This is a genomic window from Ramlibacter cellulosilyticus, assembly GCF_014297465.1.
GTDB lineage: Bacteria > Pseudomonadota > Gammaproteobacteria > Burkholderiales > Burkholderiaceae_C > Ramlibacter > Ramlibacter cellulosilyticus.
Window position 1 is genome coordinate 169,209 of the sequence record NZ_JACORT010000005.1, and the last position, 20,851, is coordinate 190,059.

Genomic DNA, 20,851 nt, shown 5'->3' on the forward strand with positions numbered 1-20,851 from the left:
TTGGTCAGCCAGATTACATTGGCTCGCATGACCCTGCAATCCCCCTGCCCGCGATGAGTGCCGCGGAGCTGACGGCCCTCCTCCTGTTCTGCACGGCGATGAGCTTCTCGCCGGGGCCGAACACCACCTTGTCCACGGCGCTTGCCGCCAACGGCGGACTGCGCCGCGCGCTGCGCTTCTGCGTCGCGGTGCCCACGGGCTGGACGCTCCTGATGGCGGGCAGCGGCCTGGGCCTGGGCGCGCTCGTCCTGGGCGTGCCGGCGCTGCGCTGGGCGCTGAAGTTCGCCGGCGTCGCCTACATGCTGTGGCTCGCCTGGAAGGTCGCCGGCGCCGGCAAGCTCGCCGAAGTCGACGCGCGCCGGCTCGACGTCACCTTCTGGCAGGGCGTGGGCCTGCAGTTCGTGAACATCAAGGCGTGGATGCTGGCCCTCACGCTCACCGCCGGATGGGTGGTCAACAGCGGCGGGCAGCCCGCGGCCAACCCCGGCGAGCGGCTGGCGATCATCTGCCTGGTGATGCTGGCGTTCGCCTTCACCAGCAACTTCACGTATGCGCTGGTGGGCTCGCTGCTGCGGCACTGGCTCGCGCAGGGGCAGCGCCTGCTCTGGTTCAACCGCGCGCTGGCCCTGGTGCTGGCGGGCACGGCCGCCTGGATGGTGACGGTATGAACGCCGCGGAACGGCGCGGGCTCTGGCTCGGGTTCCTCGGCGTCGCGATCTTCGCGCTCACGCTGCCGATGACGCGCCTGTCGGTCGGCACGCCGGAGGCGCCGCTCATGTCGGGCGTGTTCGTCGCCCTCGGCCGCGCCGCGGTCGCGGCGGCGCTCTCCGCCGTCTTCCTGCTCGCCACGCGCGCGCCCCTGCCGCGCCGCGAGGACTGGTGGCCGCTCGTGCTCACGTCGGCCGGCGTGGTGTTCGGCTTTCCGCTCTTCACCTCGGTGGCGATGCGCTACGTGGAGGCCGTGCACGCGAGCGTGATCGTGGGCGTGCTGCCGCTCGCCACGGCGCTGGTGGGCGCGCTGCTGCACCGGCAGCGGCCCTCGGCGGGCTTCTGGGCCTGCGCCATCCTGGGCAGCGCGCTGGTCGTCGCCTTCGCGCTGCTGCGCTCCGGCCCGGGCGTGCAGCTGCACCTCGCGGACGTCCTGCTGCTCCTTGCCATGGCCTGCGCCGCCGTCGGGTACGCGTACGGCGCGCGCCTGTCGCAGCGCATGCGTGCCGAGCACGTGATCTGCTGGGCGCTGGTCATTGCCACGCCCCTGACGCTGCCGCTCGCCTGGTGGACGCGTCCCGCGGTCGCCCTGCCGGCGAGCGCCTGGTGGGGCTTCGCGTACGTGTCGCTGTTCTCGATGTGGATCGGCTTCTTCGCCTGGTATCGCGGCCTCGCCCTCGGCGGCACGGTGCGCGTGAGCCAGGTGCAGTTGGTCCAGCCTTTCATGAGCATGCTGTTCGCCGTGCCCCTGCTCGGCGAGCGGCTGGACCTCGTCACGCTGGGCTTCGCCCTCGGCGTGATCGCCACCGTGTTCCTGGGCCGCCGCATGCCGGTGCGGCCCGCCGCGCGTTCCGCGCCATCCTTGTCCCCCGCCATGGAGCCCCGATGAAGCCCCACGACCTGCCGCCCACCTCGCAATGGACGCTCGCACGCCGCGCCGAGCGCATGAACCCCTCCGTCCTGCGCGAGATCCTCAAGGTCACCGAGCGGCCCGGCATCATCAGCTTCGCCGGCGGCCTGCCGTCGCCGCGCACCTTCCCCGTGGACGCGTTCGCGCAGGCCTGCGAGCAGGTGCTGCGCAGCGACGGCCCCGGCGCGCTGCAGTACGCCGCGAGCGAAGGCTACCGGCCGCTGCGCGAGATGGTCGCGCGGCTGCTACCCTGGCAGGTCGACCCCGACCAGGTGCTGATCACCACCGGCTCGCAGCAAGGCCTCGACCTCGTGGCCAAGGTGCTGCTCGACGAAGGCAGCCGCGTGCTGGTCGAGACGCCGACCTACCTCGGCGCGCTGCAGGCCTTCGCGCCGATGGAGCCGCAGGCGGTGGGCATCGCGAGCGACGCGGAAGGCATCGACGTCGCCGACCTCGCTCGCCAGCGCGCCGGGGCCCGCTTCCTCTACGTGCTGCCGAACTTCCAGAACCCCACCGGCCGCACCATGAGCGAGGCGCGCCGGCAGGCCCTCGTGCAGACCGCGCGCGAGCTGGCCTTGCCCATCGTCGAGGACAATCCGTACGGCGACCTCTGGTTCGACATGCCGCCCCCCGCCAGCCTCGCATCGCGCCATCCGGAAGGCACGATCTACCTGGGGTCCTTCTCCAAGGTGCTGGCGCCCGGCCTGCGCCTGGGCTACCTCGTCGCGCCGAGCGCCGTCTTCCCCAAGCTGCTGCAGGCGAAGCAGGCCGCGGACCTGCACAGCCCCAGCTTCAACCAGCGCATGGTGGCCGAGGTGCTGCGGGACGGCTTCCTCGACCGCCACGTGCCCACCATCCGCGCGTTGTACAAGGCGCAGCGCGACGCCATGCTGGCCGCCCTCGCGCGCGAGATGCAGGGCCTCGACGTGCAGTGGAACGCGCCCGAGGGCGGCATGTTCCTGTGGGCACGCCTGCCGGCCGGCCTCGACGCGGTGCGCCTGCTGCCGCAAGCCGTGGAGCGCGGCGTCGCCTTCGTGCCGGGTGCGGCCTTCTATGCAGGCGAAGCCGACACGCGCACGCTGCGCCTCTCCTTCGTCACGGCGTCCGTCGAGGAGATCGACCGCGGCATGGCCGCGCTGGCGGCGACCCTGCGCGCGGCGCTCGCTGCCGCGCGGACCTAGGAGGCCCCATGCGCCTGCGACCCTTCCAGCAAGTCGACGTGTTCACCGACGTGCCCTACCGCGGCAATCCGCTCGCGGTGGTCCTCGATGGGGAGGGCCTCTCCGACGCGGAGATGCAGCACTTCACCAACTGGACCAACCTGTCCGAGGCGACCTTCCTGCTGCCGCCCACGCAGGCCGGCGCGGACTACCGCGTGCGCATCTTCTCGCCGGGTCGCGAGCTGCCTTTCGCCGGCCACCCGACCCTCGGCAGCTGCCACGCCTGGCTGGCCGCCGGCGGCCAACCCCGCGGTGAATTCGTCGTGCAGGAATGCGGCGTCGGCCTCGTGAAGCTGCGGCGCGACGGCACTCAGCTCGCCTTCGCGGCCCCGCCGCTGCGCAAGAGCGGTCCGCTGCCGGAAGACGACGTGGCGCTGATCGCGCGCGGCCTCGGCGTGGCGCGCGAGGACATCGTCGGCCACGCCTGGTGCGACAACGGCCCCAACTGGCGCGGCGTGCTGCTGAAATCGGCCGAGCAGGTGCTCGCGCTGAAGCCCGATGCCGCCATCCTTTCGGGCCTGGACATCGGCGTCGTCGGTCGGCGCGGCAAGGTCGGCGTCGTCGGCTCCCGCCCCGCGGGCGACGGGATCGCGTTCGAGGTCCGCGCCTTCTTCCCGGGCAACAACGGCATGGCGGAAGACCCCGTCACCGGCAGCCTGAATGCGGCGCTCGCGCAATGGTTGATCGGTGACGGCATCGCACCGCCCCGCTACGTCGCGAGCCAGGGCACGGCGCTCGGCCGCGCCGGACGCGTGCACGTCGAGCGCGACGAGGGCGGCGAGACCTGGATCGGCGGCGCGTCCGTCACCTGCGTGCATGGCCAGGTGAGGCTCTGACATGGCGGCGCGGGTCGACCACCTCGTCGTCGCGGCCGCCAGCCTCGAGCAGGGCGCCGCCTGGTGCGAAGCCACGCTCGGCGTGACGCCCGGCCCCGGGGGCGAGCATCCGCTCATGGGCACGCACAACCGCCTGCTGCGCATCGCGACCGTCGACTATCCGCGGGCCTACTTCGAGATCATCGCGATCCAGCCGGGGCGGCAGCCCCAGCGCGCGCGCCGCTGGTTCGATCTCGACGACGAGAGCGTGCGCGACACGCTGGCGCGCGAAGGCCCGCGCCTGCTGCACTTCGTCGCGAGCGTGAGCGACGCCGCGGCCGGCGTGGCCGCCTGGCGCGGCCTCGGACTCGAACGCGGCGAACCCGTCGCCGCTTCGCGCATGACGCCGCGCGGACCGCTCTCCTGGCAGATCACCTTGCGCGACGATGGCCAGCGCCTGCTGGACGGGCTGCTGCCCACGCTCATCGAATGGGGCGACGCCCATCCCGCATCGGCCCTGCCGGAGTCCGGCGTGACGCTGCAATCCCTCACCGCCTGCCACCCGCAGGCGGCGACGCTGCGCGCCGCGTACGAAGCCGTGGGCCTGCAAGGCGTCGCGGTGAAGGAAGGCGCCGCCGACCTCTGCGCCGTCTTGGACACCCCCCGCGGCCGCGTGAAGCTGGCCTCGCAAGGCCTGTGATGACGACTGCCATCCACTTCTCTGCCGACGAAGTCGAACACGCGCGGGCGACGGTGCGCCGCTCCGTACCGCCCACCCCGCAGTACGCCTGGCCCTTGCTGCGCGAACGGCTCGGCACCACGGTCTGGGTCAAGCACGAGAACCACACGCCGGCAGGTGCCTTCAAGGTCCGCGGCGGCATGACCTACTTCGAGGGACTGGTGCGCCGCGAGCCCGCGGTGCGCGGCGTGATCTCCGCCACGCGCGGCAACCACGGCCAGTCCGTCGGCTCGGCCGCGCGCCGCTACGGCCTGGAGGCGACGATCGTGGTGCCGCACGGCAATTCGATCGAGAAGAACGCCGCGATGCGGGCACTCGGCGTCACCCTGCTGGAGCACGGCGACGACTTCCAGGCCGCGCGCGAGCATGCGATCGCGCTCGCGGCCGAGCGCGGGCTGCACATGGTGCCGTCCTTCCACCGCGACCTGGTGCTGGGCGTCATGAGCTACTGGGTGGAGTTCTTCGAGAGCTTCCCGGCCGGCGAGGAACCGGCGGTCGTGTACGTGCCGATCGGCCAGGGCTCGGGCTTCTGCGCAGCGGCTGCCGCCCGCGCGCACACGGGACGGCGCAGCCGGCTCGTCGGCGTCGTCTCCGCGCATGCCACGACCTACCTGGACTCCTTCCGCGCCGGGCGGGTGCAGGAAGCCCCTGTCACGACGCAGCTGGCCGACGGCATGGCCTGCCGCATCGCCGACGAGGAAGCGCTCGCGATCGTGCTGCGCGAAGCGGAGGACATCGTGGCCGTGACCGACGAAGAAGTGGCGGACGCCATGCGCATCCTGTTCGCCGACACGCACAACGTCGCCGAAGGCGCGGGCGCCGCCGGCCTGGCCGCGGTCATCCGCGACCGGGAGCGTGCCGCCGGCCGCAGCGTCGGCTTCGCCCTCACCGGCGGCAACGTGGACACCGCGGTCTTCGCGCGCGTGCTCGGCGGCGGCTCGCCGCGCTGAAGTCGCCGCTGGGACGCGCGCGCGCCGCGCGCTTTGCCAGAATGGCCGCATGGGCACCCTTTACCTCGTCCGCCACGGCCAGGCCTCCTTCGGCGCCGACGACTACGACCACCTGAGCGAACTCGGGCAGCGCCAGACCGTGCGGCTCGGCGAGTACTTCGCCGAGCGCGGCGTGCACTTCGACGGGCTGATCGCGGGCACCCTGCGCCGGCACAAGCAGACGCTCGAAGGCATCCTGCAAGGCATGAACCACGCGGGCGAGCACCTCGCGTGGGAGGGCCTCAACGAGTACGACAGCGAGGCCGTGATCGCGACGGTGCACCCGGAAAAGCTGCAGAAGCCCAGCTCCCCCGAGATGGTGCGTCACCACTTCCGCCTGCTGCGCGACGGCCTGTCGCAATGGATGGCGGGCACGGCGAGCCCCGCGGGCATGCCCAGCTACGTCGACTTCGTGGCGGGCGTGGCCGGCGCGCTCGACCACGTGCGGGCCAACCACTACGGCCAGAACGTCCTGGTGGTCACGAGCGGCGGACCCATCGCGACGGCGGTCGGCCACGTCCTCGGCACCCGGCCGGAGACGACGATCGACCTGAACATGCGCATCCGCAACACGGCGATCACGGAGTTCGCGTTCACGCCCAAGCGCCACATGCTGGTGTCCTTCAACGCGATCCCGCACCTCGACGCGCCGGCCTGGCGCGACTGGGTCACCTACACCTGAAGCGCGGGCGCGGGCGCGTCGAAGCGGATGCGCCAGCCGCGGCGCTCGCCCGGCAGCGGCAGGTCCGGCTCGAAGATGGCGCCGTGCAAGGCCGCGACCTTCTCCACCACGCGGTGGCCGAGGCCGAGGCGCAGGGCCTGCACGCCCGGCGCCGCCGGTTCCTCGTCCTGCGTGCCGTGGCTCGCGCCGTCGTCGCTCACCTGCAGCCAGTGCTGAGCGGGGTCGAGCTCGACTTCCACGCGCGTGCCGCGCGGCGTGTGGGCCAGCGCGTTCTGCACCAGGTTGCGCAGCGCCAGTTCCAGCAGCAGCGGGTGGCCGGAGAGCGGGAAGGGGCCGGGGCTGGAGAGCCCCAGCTCGCGGCCACCGGCATGCGCATCGGGCGCGAAGTCGGCCACGACGCGGCGCGCGACCGCGTCCAGGTCCAGCGACTCCGCGGCTTCGTCGAGCTCGGCGCGGCTCGCGCGGGCCAGGGCCAGCAGGTGCGCGAGCACTTCGCCCGCCCGCAGCGCGTCCGCCCCCAGCCGCGCAAGGGCGGCCTCCTGCTCGGGGCCGGGCGGCGTGTCCTGGATGCTGCGCGCCTGCAAGGCGATGGACGCCAGCGGCGTTCGCAGCTCGTGGGCGAACTCGTTGGCCAGCGCCCGCTCGCGGGTCAGGGCCGCGTGATAGCGGTCGACGAGGCGGTTGATCGCGTCCACCGTGGCCGCGAGCTCGCGAAAGCGCACCGGCGCGTCGACCTTCTGCGCGGCATGCGTGTCCAGTGCGTGGATCTGCGCGGCGAGCCTGCGCATCGGCCGCAGCCCGCGATGGATCGCGAGCCCGAGCACCAGTGCCACGGCGGGCAGCAGCCACAGGCCCGGCTGCATCACCTGTTCGGCGATGTCCGCGGCGAGTTCGTCGCGTTCCTGCGCCGACGCCATCACCGTGAGCTTGAAGGCGTGCGGCTCGTCCCAGCGGGAGAAGGTGCGCCAGGCCTGCGCCGGCTGGCCGAGCTGCAGGGTGGCGAAGCCCTCCGGGACCGCGAACGGGGGCGCGGGCGCATCGCCCGTGCGCGAGAGCAGCCGGCCCTGGGCATCCCACACCACCACGGTCAGCGAGCGCTGGTAGTCGTGGGCACGCAGGTCCTTGCCGTTGCCGTTGCTGGTGCCGTGGATGCGCACGGGCGGTGCGCCATCGGGCTGCAGGCCGCCGGGCGCGAGCGGCAACAGCAGCGAGCTGACGCTGGCCAGGTGCCCGTCGGTCAGTTCGTCCGCCTCGTGCTCGCCGGTCTTGTAGCCGAAGAAGACGAACGTGGCCCAGACGATCGTGAGCGCGCCCAGCGCCCAGGCGAGCAGGTGGCGCGTCAACGTCGGGGATCGCGCTCCGTTCACGCTTCGGGCTCCGCCGGCACGTAGTAGCCGACCCCGCGCACCGTGCGCACCACGCCTTCGCCCAGCTTGCGGCGCAGGCGGTGGACGTGGACCTCGATCGCGTTGCTCTCGAGCGTGCTCTCGAAGTTGTAGAGCTTGCCCTCGATCTGCGCGCGCGACAGCACGCGCGGCCGCGACTCCATCAGCGCGAGCAGCACCGAGAACTCGCGCGCGGACAGTTCCACCGGCTCGCCGGCCCGCCGCACGGTGCGGGCCGCCGGATCGATCTCCAGCTCGCCGTAGCGGATGGTGGTCTGCGCGCGCCCGGCCAGGCGGCGCGTCAGGGCACGCATGCGCGCGGCGAGTTCGTCCGGGTCGAAAGGCTTGGTGAGGTAGTCGTCGGCGCCGAGGTCCAGGCCTTCGATGCGGGACGCCACCTGGTCGCGTGCCGTCATGATCAGCACCGGGGTCGCCGGGTCGGGCAGCCGGCCCGCCGGGGCCTGCCGCAGGCGCCGCAGGAGGTCCGTGCCGTCGCCGTCCTCCAGCCCCAGGTCCAGCAGGACGACGTCGTAGGGTTCCGCGCACAGCGCGCGCCACGCCGGCGCCATGCCCGGCGTGCAATCCACCGCGTGGCCCGCCCGCCCCAGGTGGGCCGCCAGGCCGTCCGCGATGCCCCGGTCGTCCTCCACCACCAGCACGCGCATGCGGCATTGTGCCGTTAAGGATCACTTAAGAAGCAACCCCGAGCATCCGCCACCATGAAAACGAGGATGCGGGGCGGGCTCGGCGAAGCCGGCTGGATCACCCTGGGACTGGCGGCCCTGGCGCTGGCCTGGGACGCGAGCGGGCTGGACCTGCCGGCGGCGCGGCTCGCGGGCGGCGCGGACGGCTTCGCGTGGCGCAACAGCTGGCTGCTGGCGGTGCTGGTGCATGAAGGCGGCCGGTCGCTCGCCTGGCTGCTGGCGCTGGCCCTGTGCCTGGCCGCCTGGTGGCCGGTCGGCCCGCTGGCGCGCATCGGCCAGCGCGAACGCCTGCAGCTCGCCCTCTCCACCCTGCTGGGCGCGCTGGCCGTGTCGCTGCTCAAGACCGGCAGCCACACCAGCTGCCCCTGGGAACTCGCCGATTTCGGCGGGCTCGCACGCTACGTCCCGCACTGGAGCGCTTCCGTGGACGGCGGCAGCGGCCATTGCTTCCCGGCGGGCCACGCGGCTTCCGGTTTCACCTTCGTCGGGGGCTACTTCGCGTTCCGGTCCTCGCATCCGCTCCTGGCACGCCGCTGGCTCGCGGCCTCGCTGGCGGCGGGGCTGGTGCTCGGCCTCGCGCAGCAGTGGCGCGGAGCGCATTTCATGAGCCATACCTTGTGGTCTGCGCTCGTGTGCTGGGGCGTCGCGTGCCTCCTGCAGGCCGCATGGCCCCGCGCCTGGAACGCGGAAGGAGCCTGAGGTCGTGAACAAGCGCCAGTCGCGCCCACTGCCTGCCGCCGCCGTCGTGGGGGCCGCCAGTGCCTGGATGGCCACCGCAGGCAACGCTCCCTTGTGGCGCGAGCTGCAGGGACTGGGGCTGCTGCAGGCCCACGGTGGCTGGCTGCTCGCGATCACGCTGGGGGGCATGGTGGCGGCGGCGCTGTTCGCACTGCTGAGCCTGGCCACCTGGCGCCCGCTGCTGAAGCCGCTGATCGCCGTGCTGCTGTTCGTCTCGGCGCTCGGCGCGTACTACATGTGGACCTTCCACATCGTCATCGACGGCGCAATGGCGACCAACACCCTGCAGACCGACTGGCGCGAGGTGAAGGGCCTGCTCACGTGGCGGCTCGTCCTGGTGCTGCTGCTCGGGGCGGCCCTGCCCACGTGGCTGCTGTGGCGGGTCCCGCTGCTGCACCGGCCGTGGCGCCAGCAGGCGTGGCGCAATGCGCTCGGCACTTTCGCGGGCCTCGCCGCGGTGATCGCCCTGGTGCTGCTCAGCTTCCAGCCGCTCGCGTCGACGATGCGCAACCACAAGGAGATCCGCTACCTGCTGAATCCGCTCAACGCGCTGTGGGCCACGGGGCAGGCGGCCTTCGCCGGCCGGCACGTGCAACGCGAACTGCTGCCGGTGGGTCGCGACGCGAAACTGCTCGCCGCCGGCGGCAAGCCGCGCATGCTGGTGCTGGTGCTCGGGGAGACCGGCCGCAGCGGCAATTTCGGCATCAATGGCTACGACCGCGACACGACGCCGGAACTCGCGCGGGCCGACGTGGCGAGCTTCCGCAACGCCTGGTCCTGCGGCACCAGCACGGCCGCCTCGGTGCCCTGCATGTTCTCGCCCCTGGGGCGGGACGCCTTCCTGGCGCGCGAGCGCGACACCGAGGACCTGCTGGATGTCCTGCAGCACGCGGGCCTCGCCGTGCTCTGGATCGACAACCAGCCGGGAGGCTGCAAGGGCGTGTGCGACCGCGTGCCGAACGTGAACACCTCCCAGCTGAAGGATCCGCTGCTCTGCCCGGACGGCGAATGCCGCGACGAGATCCTGCTGGCCGGCCTCGACGATCGCGTGGCGTCGCTTCCCGCGGAACGCCGCCGCAACGGCGTCGTGCTCGTGATGCACCAGATGGGAAGCCATGGCCCCGCGTACGCGCAGCGCACGCCCGCCGCCTTCAAGCGCTTCCTGCCGGAGTGCACCAGCAACCACCTGCCCGATTGCGAACCCGCGACCCTGCGCAACGCCTACGACAACACCATCGCCTACACCGACCACGTGCTCGGCGCCACCATCCGCTGGCTGCAGCAGCGCGCCGACTACGACACGGCCATGCTGTACGTCGCCGACCACGGCGAATCCCTCGGCGAGAACAACCTGTACCTGCACGGACTGCCTTACGCACTGGCCCCGGACGTGCAGAAGCACGTCCCCTGGATCACGTGGCTGTCCCCTGGCTTCGAGCAGGCGAGCGGCGTTGCCACCAGCTGCCTGCGGCGCAATGCGCAGGTGCACGTCACGCACGACGCCCTGTTCCACTCGGTGCTCGGTCTGATGCAGGTGGGCACGTCGGCCTACCGCCGCCCCCTGGACGCGTACGCGGGCTGCCAGCAGCACTGAGCGGCCGCGCGGCGCGGGATAAACTGCCCGCATGGAGAACCCGCCGGGAGACGCCGAACAACCCACCTGGTGGGTCGCGTGCCTGTGCGCCGCCTGGTGCGGCGTGTGCCGCGAGTGGCTGCCCCAGTTCACGACGCAGGCACGCGCGCACCCCACGATGCGCTTCGCGTGGGTCGACGTGGAGGACGAGGACGAGACCATGGGCGACGTCGACATCGAGACGTTCCCGACGCTGCTCGTCGCGCGCGGCGCGGAGGTGATGTATCTCGCGCCCATCCCGCCGCTCGGCACGCAGTTCACGCGGCTGCTGGCGCGCCTGCAAGCTCAGCCTGCGCCCGATCCGGGCGTTCCGGCCGAAGCCAACGCGCTGCTCGCGCGGCTGCGCACCGAAGTCCTGCCCCGCACGCTGCTCTGACGAGGCAGGAAAGCTCCTACAAGCGGCAGCATTGACGCCTGACGAGCGGAGTGCGCACTTGCAAGCTCAATCACAGCATGGCCGGCGCAGACCGGGCATGCAGTTCCAACATTCAGTTTGCAAGGAGATCCTCATCATGGCTTCCAACAATCAGGGCAACCAGGGCGGCAAATCCAACCGTGGTTTCGCCTCCATGGACCCGCAGCGGCAACGGGAGATTGCCAGCGAAGGCGGTCGCGCGGCGCACGAGAAAGGCACTGCGCACGAGTTCACTTCCGAAGAAGCCCGTGAAGCCGGCCGCAAGGGCGGGATGGCGCGCAGCGCCAACCGTCGCAACGCGATGAACCAGGCCAACGGCGGCGGTTCGCATGCGGGCGGCAGCAACAGCGGCGGCGGCTCGCACGGCGGCAGCGGCAACAGCTCGCAGTAAGTCAGCTGCACGGAAGGCTCCCCGGCCTCCCCTCCAACGACAAGGCCCGCATCCGCGGGCCTTGTTCATCCTGGGACCGTGAATTCGTCTCAGTCTTCGCCGAACTGCCACTCGCCCACGAGGCGCACGCGCGCGTCGAGGTCGTCGGGAAGGTCTTGCCCGGGCGCCACGGCCGGCTGCGGCGCGTCGCGCAGCGGCTCCTCGCGCCGGGCTTCGGCCGGCGATTCGGGGCGGTGGAAGACGGACGAGAAACGCATGAGGTTCACCTGCCTGGCAGTGTAGGCAGGCGCCATGACAACGGCATGACCCTTTCGGGGGAGCGCGACATGCTGCGCGCCCCTGTGGCCAGCCTCCAACTCGTCCATCCGGGAGATGGACGCGGGCGCCGACGGGCGGCGCCCGCGTGGTGTCAGTGCTGCGACTGCGACTGGGACTGCTGCGTGCCGGTGCCGGAGCGGTCCGGCTCGGCGGGAGAGGAGATGTCGCCCAGCGACATGGCGACGTCCGCCTCGTCCTCCGGGTTCTTCGCAGCGATGTCCCCCAGCGAAACGATCCCCATGAGGCGTTCGTTGCCGTCGACCACCGGCAGGCGCCGGATCTGCGCCTCGGCCATTTCGGACAGCACCTTGTCGACGTCGTCGTCCTCGCGCGCGCAGCGCACGTGGCCGCTCATCACGTCGGCGAGCTTCATGCTGCCCACTTCGCCCTGCTGGGCCACGCCGCGCACGACGATGTCGCGGTCGGTGACGACACCCACCAGCTTCTCGCCCTCGCAAACGGGGATCACGCCGACGTTCAGTTCGTCCATGCAGCGCGCCGCATCCACCACCGTATCGTTCGGCCCCAGGGTGCGCACGTCCCGCGTCATGACATCTGCCACGGTCGTCATAGGCTAGCTCCTTGCAAGAATGCCTCCCAATCTAGCGCCGCGCTGCGCGGGCGCTGTCGGTGGCCTCGCAAGGTGGTGTAGGACCGCTCTCGCCGCGCTTCGGACGCGACTAGCTGCGCTTCACGACCGTGGAGAGCGGCAGTTGCGCGACTTCCTGCAGCAGCAGCGCCAGCTGCCGGGCCGCGGCGTCGAGCACGGCCCGGCCTTTCTCGGCGCTGCCTGCGGCGGCGTTGCCCGCGGCGCCTTGCGCGTTGTAGTCCTGCATGGCCCAACCGAGCTTGGCGCTGCGGCCGTTGCCGAGGATCGCGTACTTCGCCGCGCGGTCGCGCGACGTGGACGGGAAGTCGCCGGCCTGCGCCATGCGCACCCGGTCCGCGGCCAGCGCGAGCATCAGGGAGGTTTCCATGTCGCCGCCGTGCACGCCGAAGCGGTGCTCCTCCGGCGGGAAGAGGCCGTTCACGTCGTCGCCCAGCGGCAGGTTCCACCAGCTGGCCCCGTACACGATGAGGCCGCAGCGCATGCGCAGCTCGCGCGCGACGATGTCCATCACGCTCACCTGGCCGCCGTGCGCGTTGAACAGCAGCAGCTTGCGCACGCCCGCGCGCGCCACGCATTCGCCCAGCGCGACCCAGGTCGCGATCACGGTGTCGATCGGCAGCGTCAGCGTGCCGGGGAAGTCTGCGTGTTCGGGGCTGTAGCCGACCTGCTGCGTGGGCAGCACGAGGACCGGGAGCTGCCCGGACAGGAGCGGCAAGGCGCGCTGCACGATGCCGTCCACGAGGCAGTGGTCCACCGCCAGCGGCAGGTGCGGGCCGTGCTGCTCGGTGGCGCCGAGCGGCAGCACGGCGACCGTGCTCGCCGGGTCGAGCGCGGCAAAGTCGGTCGTCGTGAGGTCGGCCCAGTAGCGGGAGGGGAGTGCCATGGGGAAGGAGTTTACGGTGGGGTTCGCTGCCGCTCACCGTCCGCGGCTTCGCCGCGCCACCCTACGCCATCGCGGCCCGTGGGGTAGGCCGGCGAATGCCGGCGCAGGTGAGCGCCAGCGAACCCCACCGAAATCATGCGATCGCATCGCGTGCCGCCTGCGCGATGCTGACGCTGTCCACCCCGAAGAACGCCCGCAGCGCCGCCCGCGTGTCGCTGCGGCCGAAACCATCCGTGCCCAGGGTGGTGTAGCTGCGCCCCTGGGGCACGAAGGCGCGGATCGCCTCCGGCACCATGCGCACGTAGTCCGTCGCGGCGACCAGGGGCCCGCCCGTGCCGGCCAGCAGCTGCGTGGCGTAGCCGCCGTCGCGGGCCAGCTCGCTCCAGCTCGTGATGCTCAGCACCTCGCTCGCGATGCCGTCGGCCGCGAGCTGCTCCGCCGCCTTCAGCACCTCGGTGAGGATGGCGCCGGAGCCGAGCAGCGTCACCCGCGGCTCGCCCTGCCCGTAGCGGGCGAAGCGGTAGCCGCCGCGGATCACGCCTTCGCGAGCCTCCGCCGGCAGGTCCGGCATGGCGTAGTTCTCGTTCATCAGCGTGACGTAGTAGAAGACGTCGCGCTGCTCCACCAGCATCTCCCGCATGCCGCGGTCGACGATCACGGCCATCTCGCCCGCGAACGCCGGGTCGTACGCCTTGCAATTGGGGATCGTCGCGGCGACCAGGTGGCTGCTGCCGTCCTGGTGCTGCAGCCCTTCGCCCCCGAGCGTGGTGCGGCCCGAGGTGGCGCCGAGCAGGAAGCCGCGCGCGCGCTGGTCGGCCGCCGCCCAGATCGCGTCGCCCACGCGCTGGAAGCCGAACATGGAGTAGTAGATGTAGAACGGCAGCATGGCGTGGCCGTGCACGCTGTAGCTGGTCGCCGCGGCCGTCCAGCTCGCGATGGCGCCGGCCTCGCTGATGCCTTCCTCGAGGATCTGCCCGTCGAGCGCCTCGCGGTAGGAGAGCACGGAGCCGATGTCCTCCGGCTCGTAGCTCTGGCCCGCGCTGGAGTAGATACCCACCTGCTTGAACAGGTTGGCCATGCCGAAGGTGCGCGCCTCGTCGGCGACGATGGGCACGATGCGCGGGCCGAGCTGCGGGTCCTTCAGCAGGGCGCCGAGCAGCCGCACGAAGGCCATGGTGGTGGACATCTCCTTGCCGCCGGCCTGCAGCGCGAACTGCGCGTAGGCGGCAGCGTCGGGGACCGGCACCACGGCGCAGGCAGTCTCTCGCTTCGGCAGGTAGCCGCCGAGGGCTTCGCGCCTGGCGTGCAGGTACTCCATCTCCGCGCTGTCCGCGGCTGGCTTGAAGAAGGCGAGGCTGGTCGCCTGGTCGTCGCTGATCGGCAGGTTGAACCGGTTGCGGAACTCCAGCAATGCCGCGTCGTCCAGCTTCTTCTGGCTGTGGGTGGTCATGCGGCCCTGGCCGGCCGCGCCCATGCCGTAGCCCTTCTTCGTGTGGGCGAGGATCACCGTCGGCTGGCCGCGGTGCTTCGCGGCCGCGTCGTAGGCCGCGTGGATCTTCACGAGGTCGTGGCCCCCGCGCTTGAGGCGGTCGATCTGTTCGTCGGTCATGCCTTGCGCGAGCCGCGCCAGCGCCTCGTTCTGGCCGAAGAAGTTGTCGCGGTTGAAGCGCCCGTCCTTGGCCGCGAAGGTCTGCATCTGGCCGTCCACCGTGTGCGCGAACGCCTGCACCAGGGCACCCGTCGCATCGCGCGCGAACAGGCCGTCCCAGTCGCTGCCCCACAGCAGCTTGATCACGTTCCAGCCCGCGCCGCGGAACAGCTTCTCCAGTTCGTCGACGATGCGCCCGTTGCCGCGCACCGGGCCGTCGAGGCGCTGCAGGTTGCAGTTCACGACCCACACGAGGTTGTCCAGCTTCTCGCGCGAGGCGAGCGTGAGCGCGCTCATGCTCTCCGGCTCGTCCATCTCCCCGTCGCCGAACACGCCCCACACCTTCCGGCCTTCGCAGTCCAGGAGCTGCCGGTGCGTGAGGTAGCGCATGAAGCGCGCGTGGTAGATGGAGCTGATGGGGCCGATGCCCATCGATCCGGTCGGGAACTGCCAGAAGTCCGGCATCAGCCAGGGATGCGGATAACTGGAAAGCCCGCGGGCGCCGGCGTCCGGCGCCGTGATCTCCTGGCGGTAGTGCGCCAGGTCGTCCTCGGTGAGGCGCCCCTCGAGGAAGGCACGCGCATACACGCCGGGCGCACTGTGCGGCTGGAAGAAGACCAGGTCTCCGCCGTGCCTGTCGTTGCGGGCGCGGAAGAAGTGGTTGAAGCCGACCTCGAACAGGTCGGCCGCGCTGGCATAGCTGGCGATGTGGCCGCCCAGCTCGCCGTAGGCCGTGTTCGCGCGCACCACCATCGCCAGGGCGTTCCAGCGCATCAGCGATGCGAGCTTCTCCTCGATCGCGAGGTCCCCGGGGAACACGGGCTGCTTCTCCACCGGCACCGTGTTCACGTAGGGCGTCACCAGCTCCGGCGACCACGCGACCGCAGGGTGGCGCGCCAGCACGGCGAGCTGGTCCAGGATGAACCGGGCACGCGCCGGCCCCTGCGATGCGACGAGCGCCTGGAAGGCGTCGCGCCATTCAGTGGTCTCGACGGGGTCGGCGTCGCCGCCCTGGTCGGCGAGGTAGCGGGTGATGCTCTGATCGGCCATGGCCGCACTCTAGGCGCGCACGGACGGAATGGGCTACCGAAAAGCCCGCTCCATGGCCCAGTTGCAGCATAAAATGCCGCCAGCATGCAACTCGACGCCATCGACCTCCGCATCCTGGCCGAGCTGCAGCACGATGGCTCGCTGACCAACGTGGAACTGGCGCGTCGCGTCCACCTCTCGCCCTCGCCGTGCCTCGCCCGCGTGAAGGCGCTCGAACAGGCGGGCGTGATCGAGCGCTACGTAGCCCTGGCCAGCGCCAAGCTGCTGGGGCTCGGCCTCAACGTCTTCATCAACATCAGCCTGAAGACGCAGTCCAAGGAAGCGCTGGCGGACTTCGAGCGCCGGATCGCGGAGCACGAGCAGGTGATGGAGTGCTACCTCATGACCGGCGACAGCGACTACCTGATCCGCGTGGCCGTGCCGGACATCGCCGCCCTCGAGCGTTTCATCCTGGAGCAGCTCACGCCCATCCCCGGCATCGAGAAGATCCGCTCGAGCTTCGCGCTCAAGCAGGTGCGGTACAAGACGGCGCTCCCGCTGCCCGTGCGTTCCTGACCGACACGCGTAGTACCTTGCGCCCGCCAGGCGCAGACGGGGCTGACTGCCGCGCAGCCACTGCGCGACCATGCAGTATCGGTGTCCTCTGAATCACACACCCCGGGCGGACGGCGACCATGTGTGCATGGAAAAGCTGTACACGATCGCTGACTGGGCCTGGCGGGAGAGCTGGAACCGCGCCTTCTGGCCCTCGCTCGCGCTGATGGTCGTGGCGTCGATGGACCAGTGCACGCGCGGCCCTTCCATCACCGCGATGGTGCTGACCTACCTCTGCGGCTGAACTCCGGGACGACCCGCCCCACCACGCCGCAGGCGTCGTCCGCCCCCGGCAGCGCCCCCACGTCGGCGGGCCCCCCGCAGAAGCGGGACAATGCCGCCATGACGCAAGAGCTGTTCCGCCAGGACGCGTACCTCCGCGAAAGCCCCGCCACGGTCGTGGGCGTCGATACGCAGGGCATCGTCCTGGACCGCACCGTCTTCTATCCGCTGGGCGGCGGCCAGGCCGGCGACACCGGTGTGCTCGTGCTGGCCGACGGCAGCCTGCTGCAGGTGGCCGACACGCGCAAGTGCAAGGACGCGGAAGGCCGACCCACCGCGCAGATCGCGCACGTGCCCGCCCCCGGCCAGGAAGCGCTTCTTGCGCGCCTGTGCCCCGGCGACGCGGTCGTCGCGCGGATAGCCTGGGACCGCCGCCACCGGCTGATGCGCTTCCACACGACCACGCACCTGCTTTGCCACCTGGTGCCGCAACTGGTGAACGGCTGCTCGATCACGCCCGAATACGCGCGCCTGGACTTCAACATGACGGATCCGCTCGACAAGGACGCCTTGACCGAAGGCATCCGCGCGCTGGTCGCGGCCGGCCACGGCGTCGAAGTCGGCTCGATCAGCGACGGGGACCTGGACGCCAACCCCGCGCTGGTCAAGAGCATGTCCGTGCAGCCGCCGCGCGGCACCGGCCGCGTGCGCACCATCCGCATCGGCGCGGGCGACACCGCGATCGACTACCAGCCTTGCGGCGGCACCCACGTGGCCAACACCTCGGAGATCGGCGCCGTGGTCGTCACCAGGATCGAGAAGAAGAGCGCCACGACCCGACGGGTGGTGCTCGGCTTCGCCTGAGTGGCCGGAACTTGGCCGCCCCCATGCGCTCCCACGCTCCGATGAGATTCCCGCGCCTGTTCGCCGCCTGCCTGGCCTTCGCGGCCCCGCTGCTCGCGCTCGCCCAGCCCGCGCCCGCCGGCACGGTGACGACGCCGCAGGTGCGGGCCGAACTGCTCGCGCACGCTCCCGACGGTGTCCAGCCGGGCAAGCCCCTGTGGGTCGGCCTGCAGATCACGCACCAGCCCGAGTGGCACACGTACTGGAAGAACCCGGGCGATTCCGGGCTGCCCACGGAACTCGCGTGGACGCTGCCGGCGGGCATCGTCGCCGGCGACATCGCCTGGCCCACGCCGAAGCGCATCCCGATCGGCACGCTCGTCAACTACGGCTACGAGGGCACGGTGCTGCTGCCGGTGCCGCTGACCGTCACGCCCGATTTCAAGCCTTCGCCGTTCTCGGGCGAGGTGCCGGTGAAGCTCAAGGCCACCTGGCTGGTGTGCAAGAAGGAATGCATCCCCGAGGAGGGCGAGTTCCTCCTCAAGCTCCCGGTGCGCAGCACCACGGCGCTGAACGGCCCGGCCTTCGACGCGGCGCTGGCCGCGCAGCCGAAGCCCGCGCTGCCGGACACCGGCATCGTCACGGCGAGCAGCGCCCGCATCGACGGCGACGCGCTCGCGCTCACCGTGCAAGGGCTGCCCGTGCAGCTGCGCGGCAAGACGCTGGACTTCTTCCCCGAGCTCGGCGAAGTGATCGACAACGGCGCCAGGTGGACGCAGGCGTGGAACGGCGCGGCGTGGACGGCGCGCGTGCCGCTCTCGCCGCAACGCAGCGCGAGCCCGGGCGTGTTCCCGGTCGTCGTCGCGGCCGATGGCCAGGGCTGGCGCTCCGAGCTGAAGGTCGCGGGCACCTGGCCGGCCGTCGCGCCGCCGGCGACGGTCTCCCCCGCGCTGGAGCAGGCGCTGCGCGAGAACGCGGCGCGGCCGGCGGCACCGGCCGTCGGTTTCGCCACCGCGCTGCTGTTCGCCCTGGTCGGCGGCCTGATCCTGAACCTGATGCCTTGCGTGTTCCCGGTGCTCGCGATCAAGGTCGTGGGCTTCACGCGGCACGCGGACGACCGCCGCGGCCACCGGGTCAGCGCGCTGGCGTACACGGCGGGCGTGGTGGTGTCCTTCCTGTTGCTCGGTGGCGTGATGCTGGCCCTGCGCGCGGCCGGCGAGCAGCTGGGATGGGGCTTCCAGCTGCAGTCGCCCGCAGTGGTGGCGAGCCTTGCCGTGCTGTTCACGCTGGTGGCGCTCAACTTCGCCGGCGTGTTCGAGTTCGGCGCGATGCTCCCGAGCAGCGTGGCCAGCCTGCAGGCGAAGCACCCGGTGCTCGATGCCTTCCTCACCGGCGTGCTCGCCGTGGCGGTGGCCTCGCCATGCACCGCGCCTTTCATGGGCGCGTCGCTGGGGCTCGCGATCAGCCTGCCGGCGGTGCAGGCGCTCGCGATCTTCGCGGTGCTGGGCGTCGGCCTCGCTCTGCCCTACCTCGCCGCGGGCTGGATCCCTGCCGTGGCCCGCATGCTGCCGCGCCCCGGCGCATGGATGGAGACCTTCCGCCGCCTCATGGCCTTCCCCATGTTCGCGGCCGTCGCCTGGCTCGTGTGGGTGCTCGGGCAGCAGAGCGGCGTCGACGGTGCGGGCGCCCTGCTCGCGATGCTGGTGGCGCTGAGCATGCTGGTCTGGGCGCTGACGCTGCGCGGCCGCGCGCGCGTGGCGCTCGGCGCGCTGGCGCTCGCCGCGCTCGTGGGCGTCACGTGGACTGCGGGGGGAGCGATCACGCGCCCGGCGCCCGCCGGTGCCGTGGCCTCGTCGGACACGCGCTGGCAAGCGTGGTCGGCCGACCGGGTCGGGCAACTCGTGTCCCAGGGCCAGCCGGTGTTCGTGGATTTCACCGCAGCCTGGTGCGTCACCTGCCAGTACAACAAGAAGACCACGCTCGCGAACCCCGAGGTGCTGGCCGCGTTCGACGCAGGACGCTTCGCGCTGCTGCGCGCCGACTGGACGCGCCGCGATCCCGCCATCACCGCCGCCATCACGCAGCTGGGACGCAGCGGCGTGCCCGTGTACGTCGTCTACCGGCCGGGGCGCGCGCCGGTGGTGCTCTCCGAAGTGCTCGGAGTGGAGGAAGTGCGCGCCGCCCTGTCCGACCTCTAGGAGCCTGCCATGCTGCGCCGTGCCCTGATCGCCCTGCCTGCCCTCCTCTTCGCCGCCGCCGCGCAGTCGGCGCCCGCCGTCGGCCAGCCCGCGCCGGCCTTCGCGCTGCAGGACGCGAGCGGCCGCACCGTGCAGCTCGCCGATTTCCGCGGCAAGTACGTCGTGCTGGAGTGGACCAACCCCGGCTGCCCCTACGTGCGCAAGCACTACGACAGCGGCAACATGGCGGCCACGCAGCAGGATGCGCTCGCGCGCGGCGCCGTGTGGCTGTCGATCAGCTCCACGGAGAAGGCGAGCTACGACTGGATGGAGCCCGCGAAGCTGGTCGCCTGGCAGAAGGAGCGCAAGGCGCAGCCCACGGCCATGCTGCTGGACGAGGAAGGCACGGTGGGCAAGGCCTACGGCGCCCGCACGACGCCCCACATGTACATCGTCGATCCGCAGGGCCGGCTGGTGTACGCCGGCGGCATCGACAGCATTCCCTCCAGCAGCAAGGACGACATCGCGAAGGCGGTGAACTACGTGCGGCAGGGACTGGCCGAGGCCACGGCCGGCAAGGCGATCAGCGCCGCGACCACGCGCGCGTACGGCTGCTCCATCAAGTACAAATCCTGAGCGCCGGCCCGTGGCGCGTCCCTACACTGGCGCCATGAGCACGATCCACGAACTGCGCCGCATCCTGGGCACCTGCCGCACGATCGCGGTGGTGGGGCTGTCGCCGCAATGGCACCGTCCCAGCTTCTTCGCGGCCAAGTACATGCAGGAGCACGGCTACCGCATCGTGCCGATCAATCCTTCGGCGCCGGAAATCCTCGGACAGCGCAGCTACGCCAGCGTCACGGCGGCCGCGGAAGCGGGCATCGCGATCGACATGGTGGACTGTTTCCGCAAGAGCGCCGACATTCCCCCGCTTGCCGACGAAGCGATCGCCGTCGGCGCGAAGTGCCTGTGGATGCAGATCGGCGTGGTGAACGAGGAAGCAGCGGCGAAGGCGCGCGCCGCGGGGCTGGACGTGGTGATGGACCGCTGCGTGAAGATCGAGCACGCGCGCCTCTTCGGCGGCCTGAACTGGGCGGGCGTGAACACCAAGGTGATTTCGGCGCGGCGTCCGCAGCAATTGTTCTACTAGCTGGGGTGCGCTTCGCGCAACCCAGCC

At 71.6% G+C, this 20,851-nt stretch carries 23 protein-coding genes; 17 read left to right on the forward strand and 6 right to left on the reverse strand.

Annotated elements, in window-relative coordinates:
- Nucleotides 1-53: 53 nt before the first annotated feature.
- The 7 genes from H8N03_RS13550 to H8N03_RS13580 are packed head-to-tail and all read left to right on the forward strand — an operon-like array spanning nucleotide 54 to nucleotide 6,063.
- Nucleotides 54-668 (forward strand): LysE family translocator, encoded by a 615-nt coding sequence (locus H8N03_RS13550; RefSeq protein WP_187076718.1) that lies wholly within the window; start codon nucleotides 54-56, stop codon nucleotides 666-668.
- Nucleotides 665-1,597 carry a DMT family transporter gene (locus H8N03_RS13555; RefSeq protein ID WP_187076719.1) on the forward strand — a complete coding sequence of 311 codons (933 nt, stop codon included), beginning with the start codon at nucleotides 665-667 and terminating at the stop codon, nucleotides 1,595-1,597. The genes H8N03_RS13550 and H8N03_RS13555 overlap by 4 nt, the downstream gene beginning before the upstream one ends.
- Nucleotides 1,594-2,799, forward strand: a complete 1,206-nt coding sequence (locus tag H8N03_RS13560) for an aminotransferase-like domain-containing protein (protein ID WP_187076720.1) — start codon at nucleotides 1,594-1,596, stop codon at nucleotides 2,797-2,799. Before H8N03_RS13555 ends, H8N03_RS13560 begins: the two co-directional genes overlap by 4 nt.
- Nucleotides 2,800-2,807: 8 nt before the next feature.
- Nucleotides 2,808-3,674 carry a PhzF family phenazine biosynthesis protein gene (locus H8N03_RS13565; RefSeq protein ID WP_187076721.1) on the forward strand — a complete coding sequence of 289 codons (867 nt, stop codon included), beginning with the start codon at nucleotides 2,808-2,810 and terminating at the stop codon, nucleotides 3,672-3,674.
- Between the two features lies 1 nt (nucleotide 3,675).
- Nucleotides 3,676-4,353 (forward strand): VOC family protein, encoded by a 678-nt coding sequence (locus H8N03_RS13570; protein WP_187076722.1) that lies wholly within the window; start codon nucleotides 3,676-3,678, stop codon nucleotides 4,351-4,353.
- Nucleotides 4,353-5,342 (forward strand): threonine dehydratase, encoded by a 990-nt coding sequence (locus H8N03_RS13575; RefSeq protein ID WP_222622975.1) that lies wholly within the window; start codon nucleotides 4,353-4,355, stop codon nucleotides 5,340-5,342. Before H8N03_RS13570 ends, H8N03_RS13575 begins: the two co-directional genes overlap by 1 nt.
- A gap of 49 nt (nucleotides 5,343-5,391) precedes the next feature.
- A complete protein-coding gene (locus H8N03_RS13580) occupies nucleotides 5,392-6,063 on the forward strand; it encodes a histidine phosphatase family protein (protein WP_187076723.1) in 672 nt (223 codons plus the stop codon).
- On the opposite strand, the gene H8N03_RS13585 is transcribed toward H8N03_RS13580, so the two are convergent.
- Nucleotides 6,054-7,406, reverse strand: a complete 1,353-nt coding sequence (locus H8N03_RS13585) for a histidine kinase dimerization/phospho-acceptor domain-containing protein (RefSeq protein WP_222622976.1) — start codon at nucleotides 7,404-7,406, stop codon at nucleotides 6,054-6,056. The two genes, H8N03_RS13580 and H8N03_RS13585, sit on opposite strands and share 10 nt — an antisense overlap.
- 20 nt (nucleotides 7,407-7,426) lie before the next feature.
- Entirely contained in the window at nucleotides 7,427-8,113 is a 687-nt protein-coding gene (locus H8N03_RS13590; RefSeq protein ID WP_187076725.1) for a response regulator transcription factor, read from the reverse strand.
- Between the two features lie 54 nt (nucleotides 8,114-8,167).
- Between H8N03_RS13590 and H8N03_RS13595 the strand changes: the two genes are divergently transcribed.
- The 4 genes from H8N03_RS13595 to H8N03_RS13610 all read left to right on the forward strand — a co-directional run bounded on the left by H8N03_RS13595 (nucleotide 8,168) and on the right by H8N03_RS13610 (nucleotide 11,329).
- Nucleotides 8,168-8,851: a phosphatase PAP2 family protein gene (locus H8N03_RS13595; protein ID WP_255428205.1), complete on the forward strand. Its 684-nt coding sequence runs from the start codon at nucleotides 8,168-8,170 to the stop codon at nucleotides 8,849-8,851.
- A 4-nt stretch (nucleotides 8,852-8,855) separates the two neighbouring features.
- Nucleotides 8,856-10,484 carry a phosphoethanolamine transferase gene (locus H8N03_RS13600; protein ID WP_354005121.1) on the forward strand — a complete coding sequence of 543 codons (1,629 nt, stop codon included), beginning with the start codon at nucleotides 8,856-8,858 and terminating at the stop codon, nucleotides 10,482-10,484.
- A gap of 31 nt (nucleotides 10,485-10,515) precedes the next feature.
- Nucleotides 10,516-10,899, forward strand: coding sequence for a thioredoxin family protein (locus H8N03_RS13605; protein ID WP_187076726.1), 384 nt, complete (start codon nucleotides 10,516-10,518; stop codon nucleotides 10,897-10,899).
- Nucleotides 10,900-11,035: 136 nt separating this feature from the next.
- On the forward strand, nucleotides 11,036-11,329 hold the full coding sequence (locus H8N03_RS13610) for a KGG domain-containing protein (protein ID WP_187076727.1): 294 nt from the start codon (nucleotides 11,036-11,038) through the stop codon (nucleotides 11,327-11,329).
- Nucleotides 11,330-11,418: 89 nt separating this feature from the next.
- Here H8N03_RS13610 and H8N03_RS13615 read toward each other — a convergent pair whose 3' ends face one another.
- The 4 genes from H8N03_RS13615 to mdeB form a co-directional block, all read right to left on the reverse strand.
- Entirely contained in the window at nucleotides 11,419-11,595 is a 177-nt protein-coding gene (locus H8N03_RS13615; RefSeq protein WP_187076728.1) for a hypothetical protein, read from the reverse strand.
- Nucleotides 11,596-11,738: 143 nt separating this feature from the next.
- Nucleotides 11,739-12,218, reverse strand: a complete 480-nt coding sequence (locus tag H8N03_RS13620; RefSeq protein ID WP_187076729.1) for a CBS domain-containing protein — start codon at nucleotides 12,216-12,218, stop codon at nucleotides 11,739-11,741.
- A gap of 109 nt (nucleotides 12,219-12,327) precedes the next feature.
- Nucleotides 12,328-13,140, reverse strand: coding sequence for a creatininase family protein (locus tag H8N03_RS13625; RefSeq protein WP_187076730.1), 813 nt, complete (start codon nucleotides 13,138-13,140; stop codon nucleotides 12,328-12,330).
- A gap of 133 nt (nucleotides 13,141-13,273) precedes the next feature.
- Complete coding sequence (gene mdeB / locus H8N03_RS13630) at nucleotides 13,274-15,838, reverse strand: alpha-ketoglutarate dehydrogenase (protein WP_187076731.1); 2,565 nt, start codon at nucleotides 15,836-15,838, stop codon at nucleotides 13,274-13,276.
- Between the two features lie 84 nt (nucleotides 15,839-15,922).
- Here mdeB and H8N03_RS13635 point away from each other — a divergent pair, with 84 nt between their 5' ends.
- The 6 genes from H8N03_RS13635 to H8N03_RS13660 all read left to right on the forward strand — a co-directional run bounded on the left by H8N03_RS13635 (nucleotide 15,923) and on the right by H8N03_RS13660 (nucleotide 20,824).
- Nucleotides 15,923-16,393 carry an Lrp/AsnC family transcriptional regulator gene (locus tag H8N03_RS13635; protein WP_187076732.1) on the forward strand — a complete coding sequence of 157 codons (471 nt, stop codon included), beginning with the start codon at nucleotides 15,923-15,925 and terminating at the stop codon, nucleotides 16,391-16,393.
- Nucleotides 16,394-16,520: 127 nt separating this feature from the next.
- Nucleotides 16,521-16,676: a hypothetical protein gene (locus tag H8N03_RS13640; RefSeq protein WP_187076733.1), complete on the forward strand. Its 156-nt coding sequence runs from the start codon at nucleotides 16,521-16,523 to the stop codon at nucleotides 16,674-16,676.
- Between the two features lie 98 nt (nucleotides 16,677-16,774).
- The gene (locus H8N03_RS13645) at nucleotides 16,775-17,518 is read left to right on the forward strand and encodes an alanyl-tRNA editing protein (protein WP_187076734.1); all 744 of its coding nucleotides are present in this window, start codon (nucleotides 16,775-16,777) and stop codon (nucleotides 17,516-17,518) included.
- Between the two features lie 41 nt (nucleotides 17,519-17,559).
- Complete coding sequence (locus H8N03_RS13650) at nucleotides 17,560-19,695, forward strand: protein-disulfide reductase DsbD family protein (RefSeq protein ID WP_187076735.1); 2,136 nt, start codon at nucleotides 17,560-17,562, stop codon at nucleotides 19,693-19,695.
- Nucleotides 19,696-19,704: 9 nt separating this feature from the next.
- Nucleotides 19,705-20,310 carry a thioredoxin family protein gene (locus H8N03_RS13655; RefSeq protein WP_187076736.1) on the forward strand — a complete coding sequence of 202 codons (606 nt, stop codon included), beginning with the start codon at nucleotides 19,705-19,707 and terminating at the stop codon, nucleotides 20,308-20,310.
- Nucleotides 20,311-20,344: 34 nt separating this feature from the next.
- Nucleotides 20,345-20,824: a CoA-binding protein gene (locus tag H8N03_RS13660; RefSeq protein WP_187076737.1), complete on the forward strand. Its 480-nt coding sequence runs from the start codon at nucleotides 20,345-20,347 to the stop codon at nucleotides 20,822-20,824.
- Nucleotides 20,825-20,851: the final 27 nt, after the last annotated feature.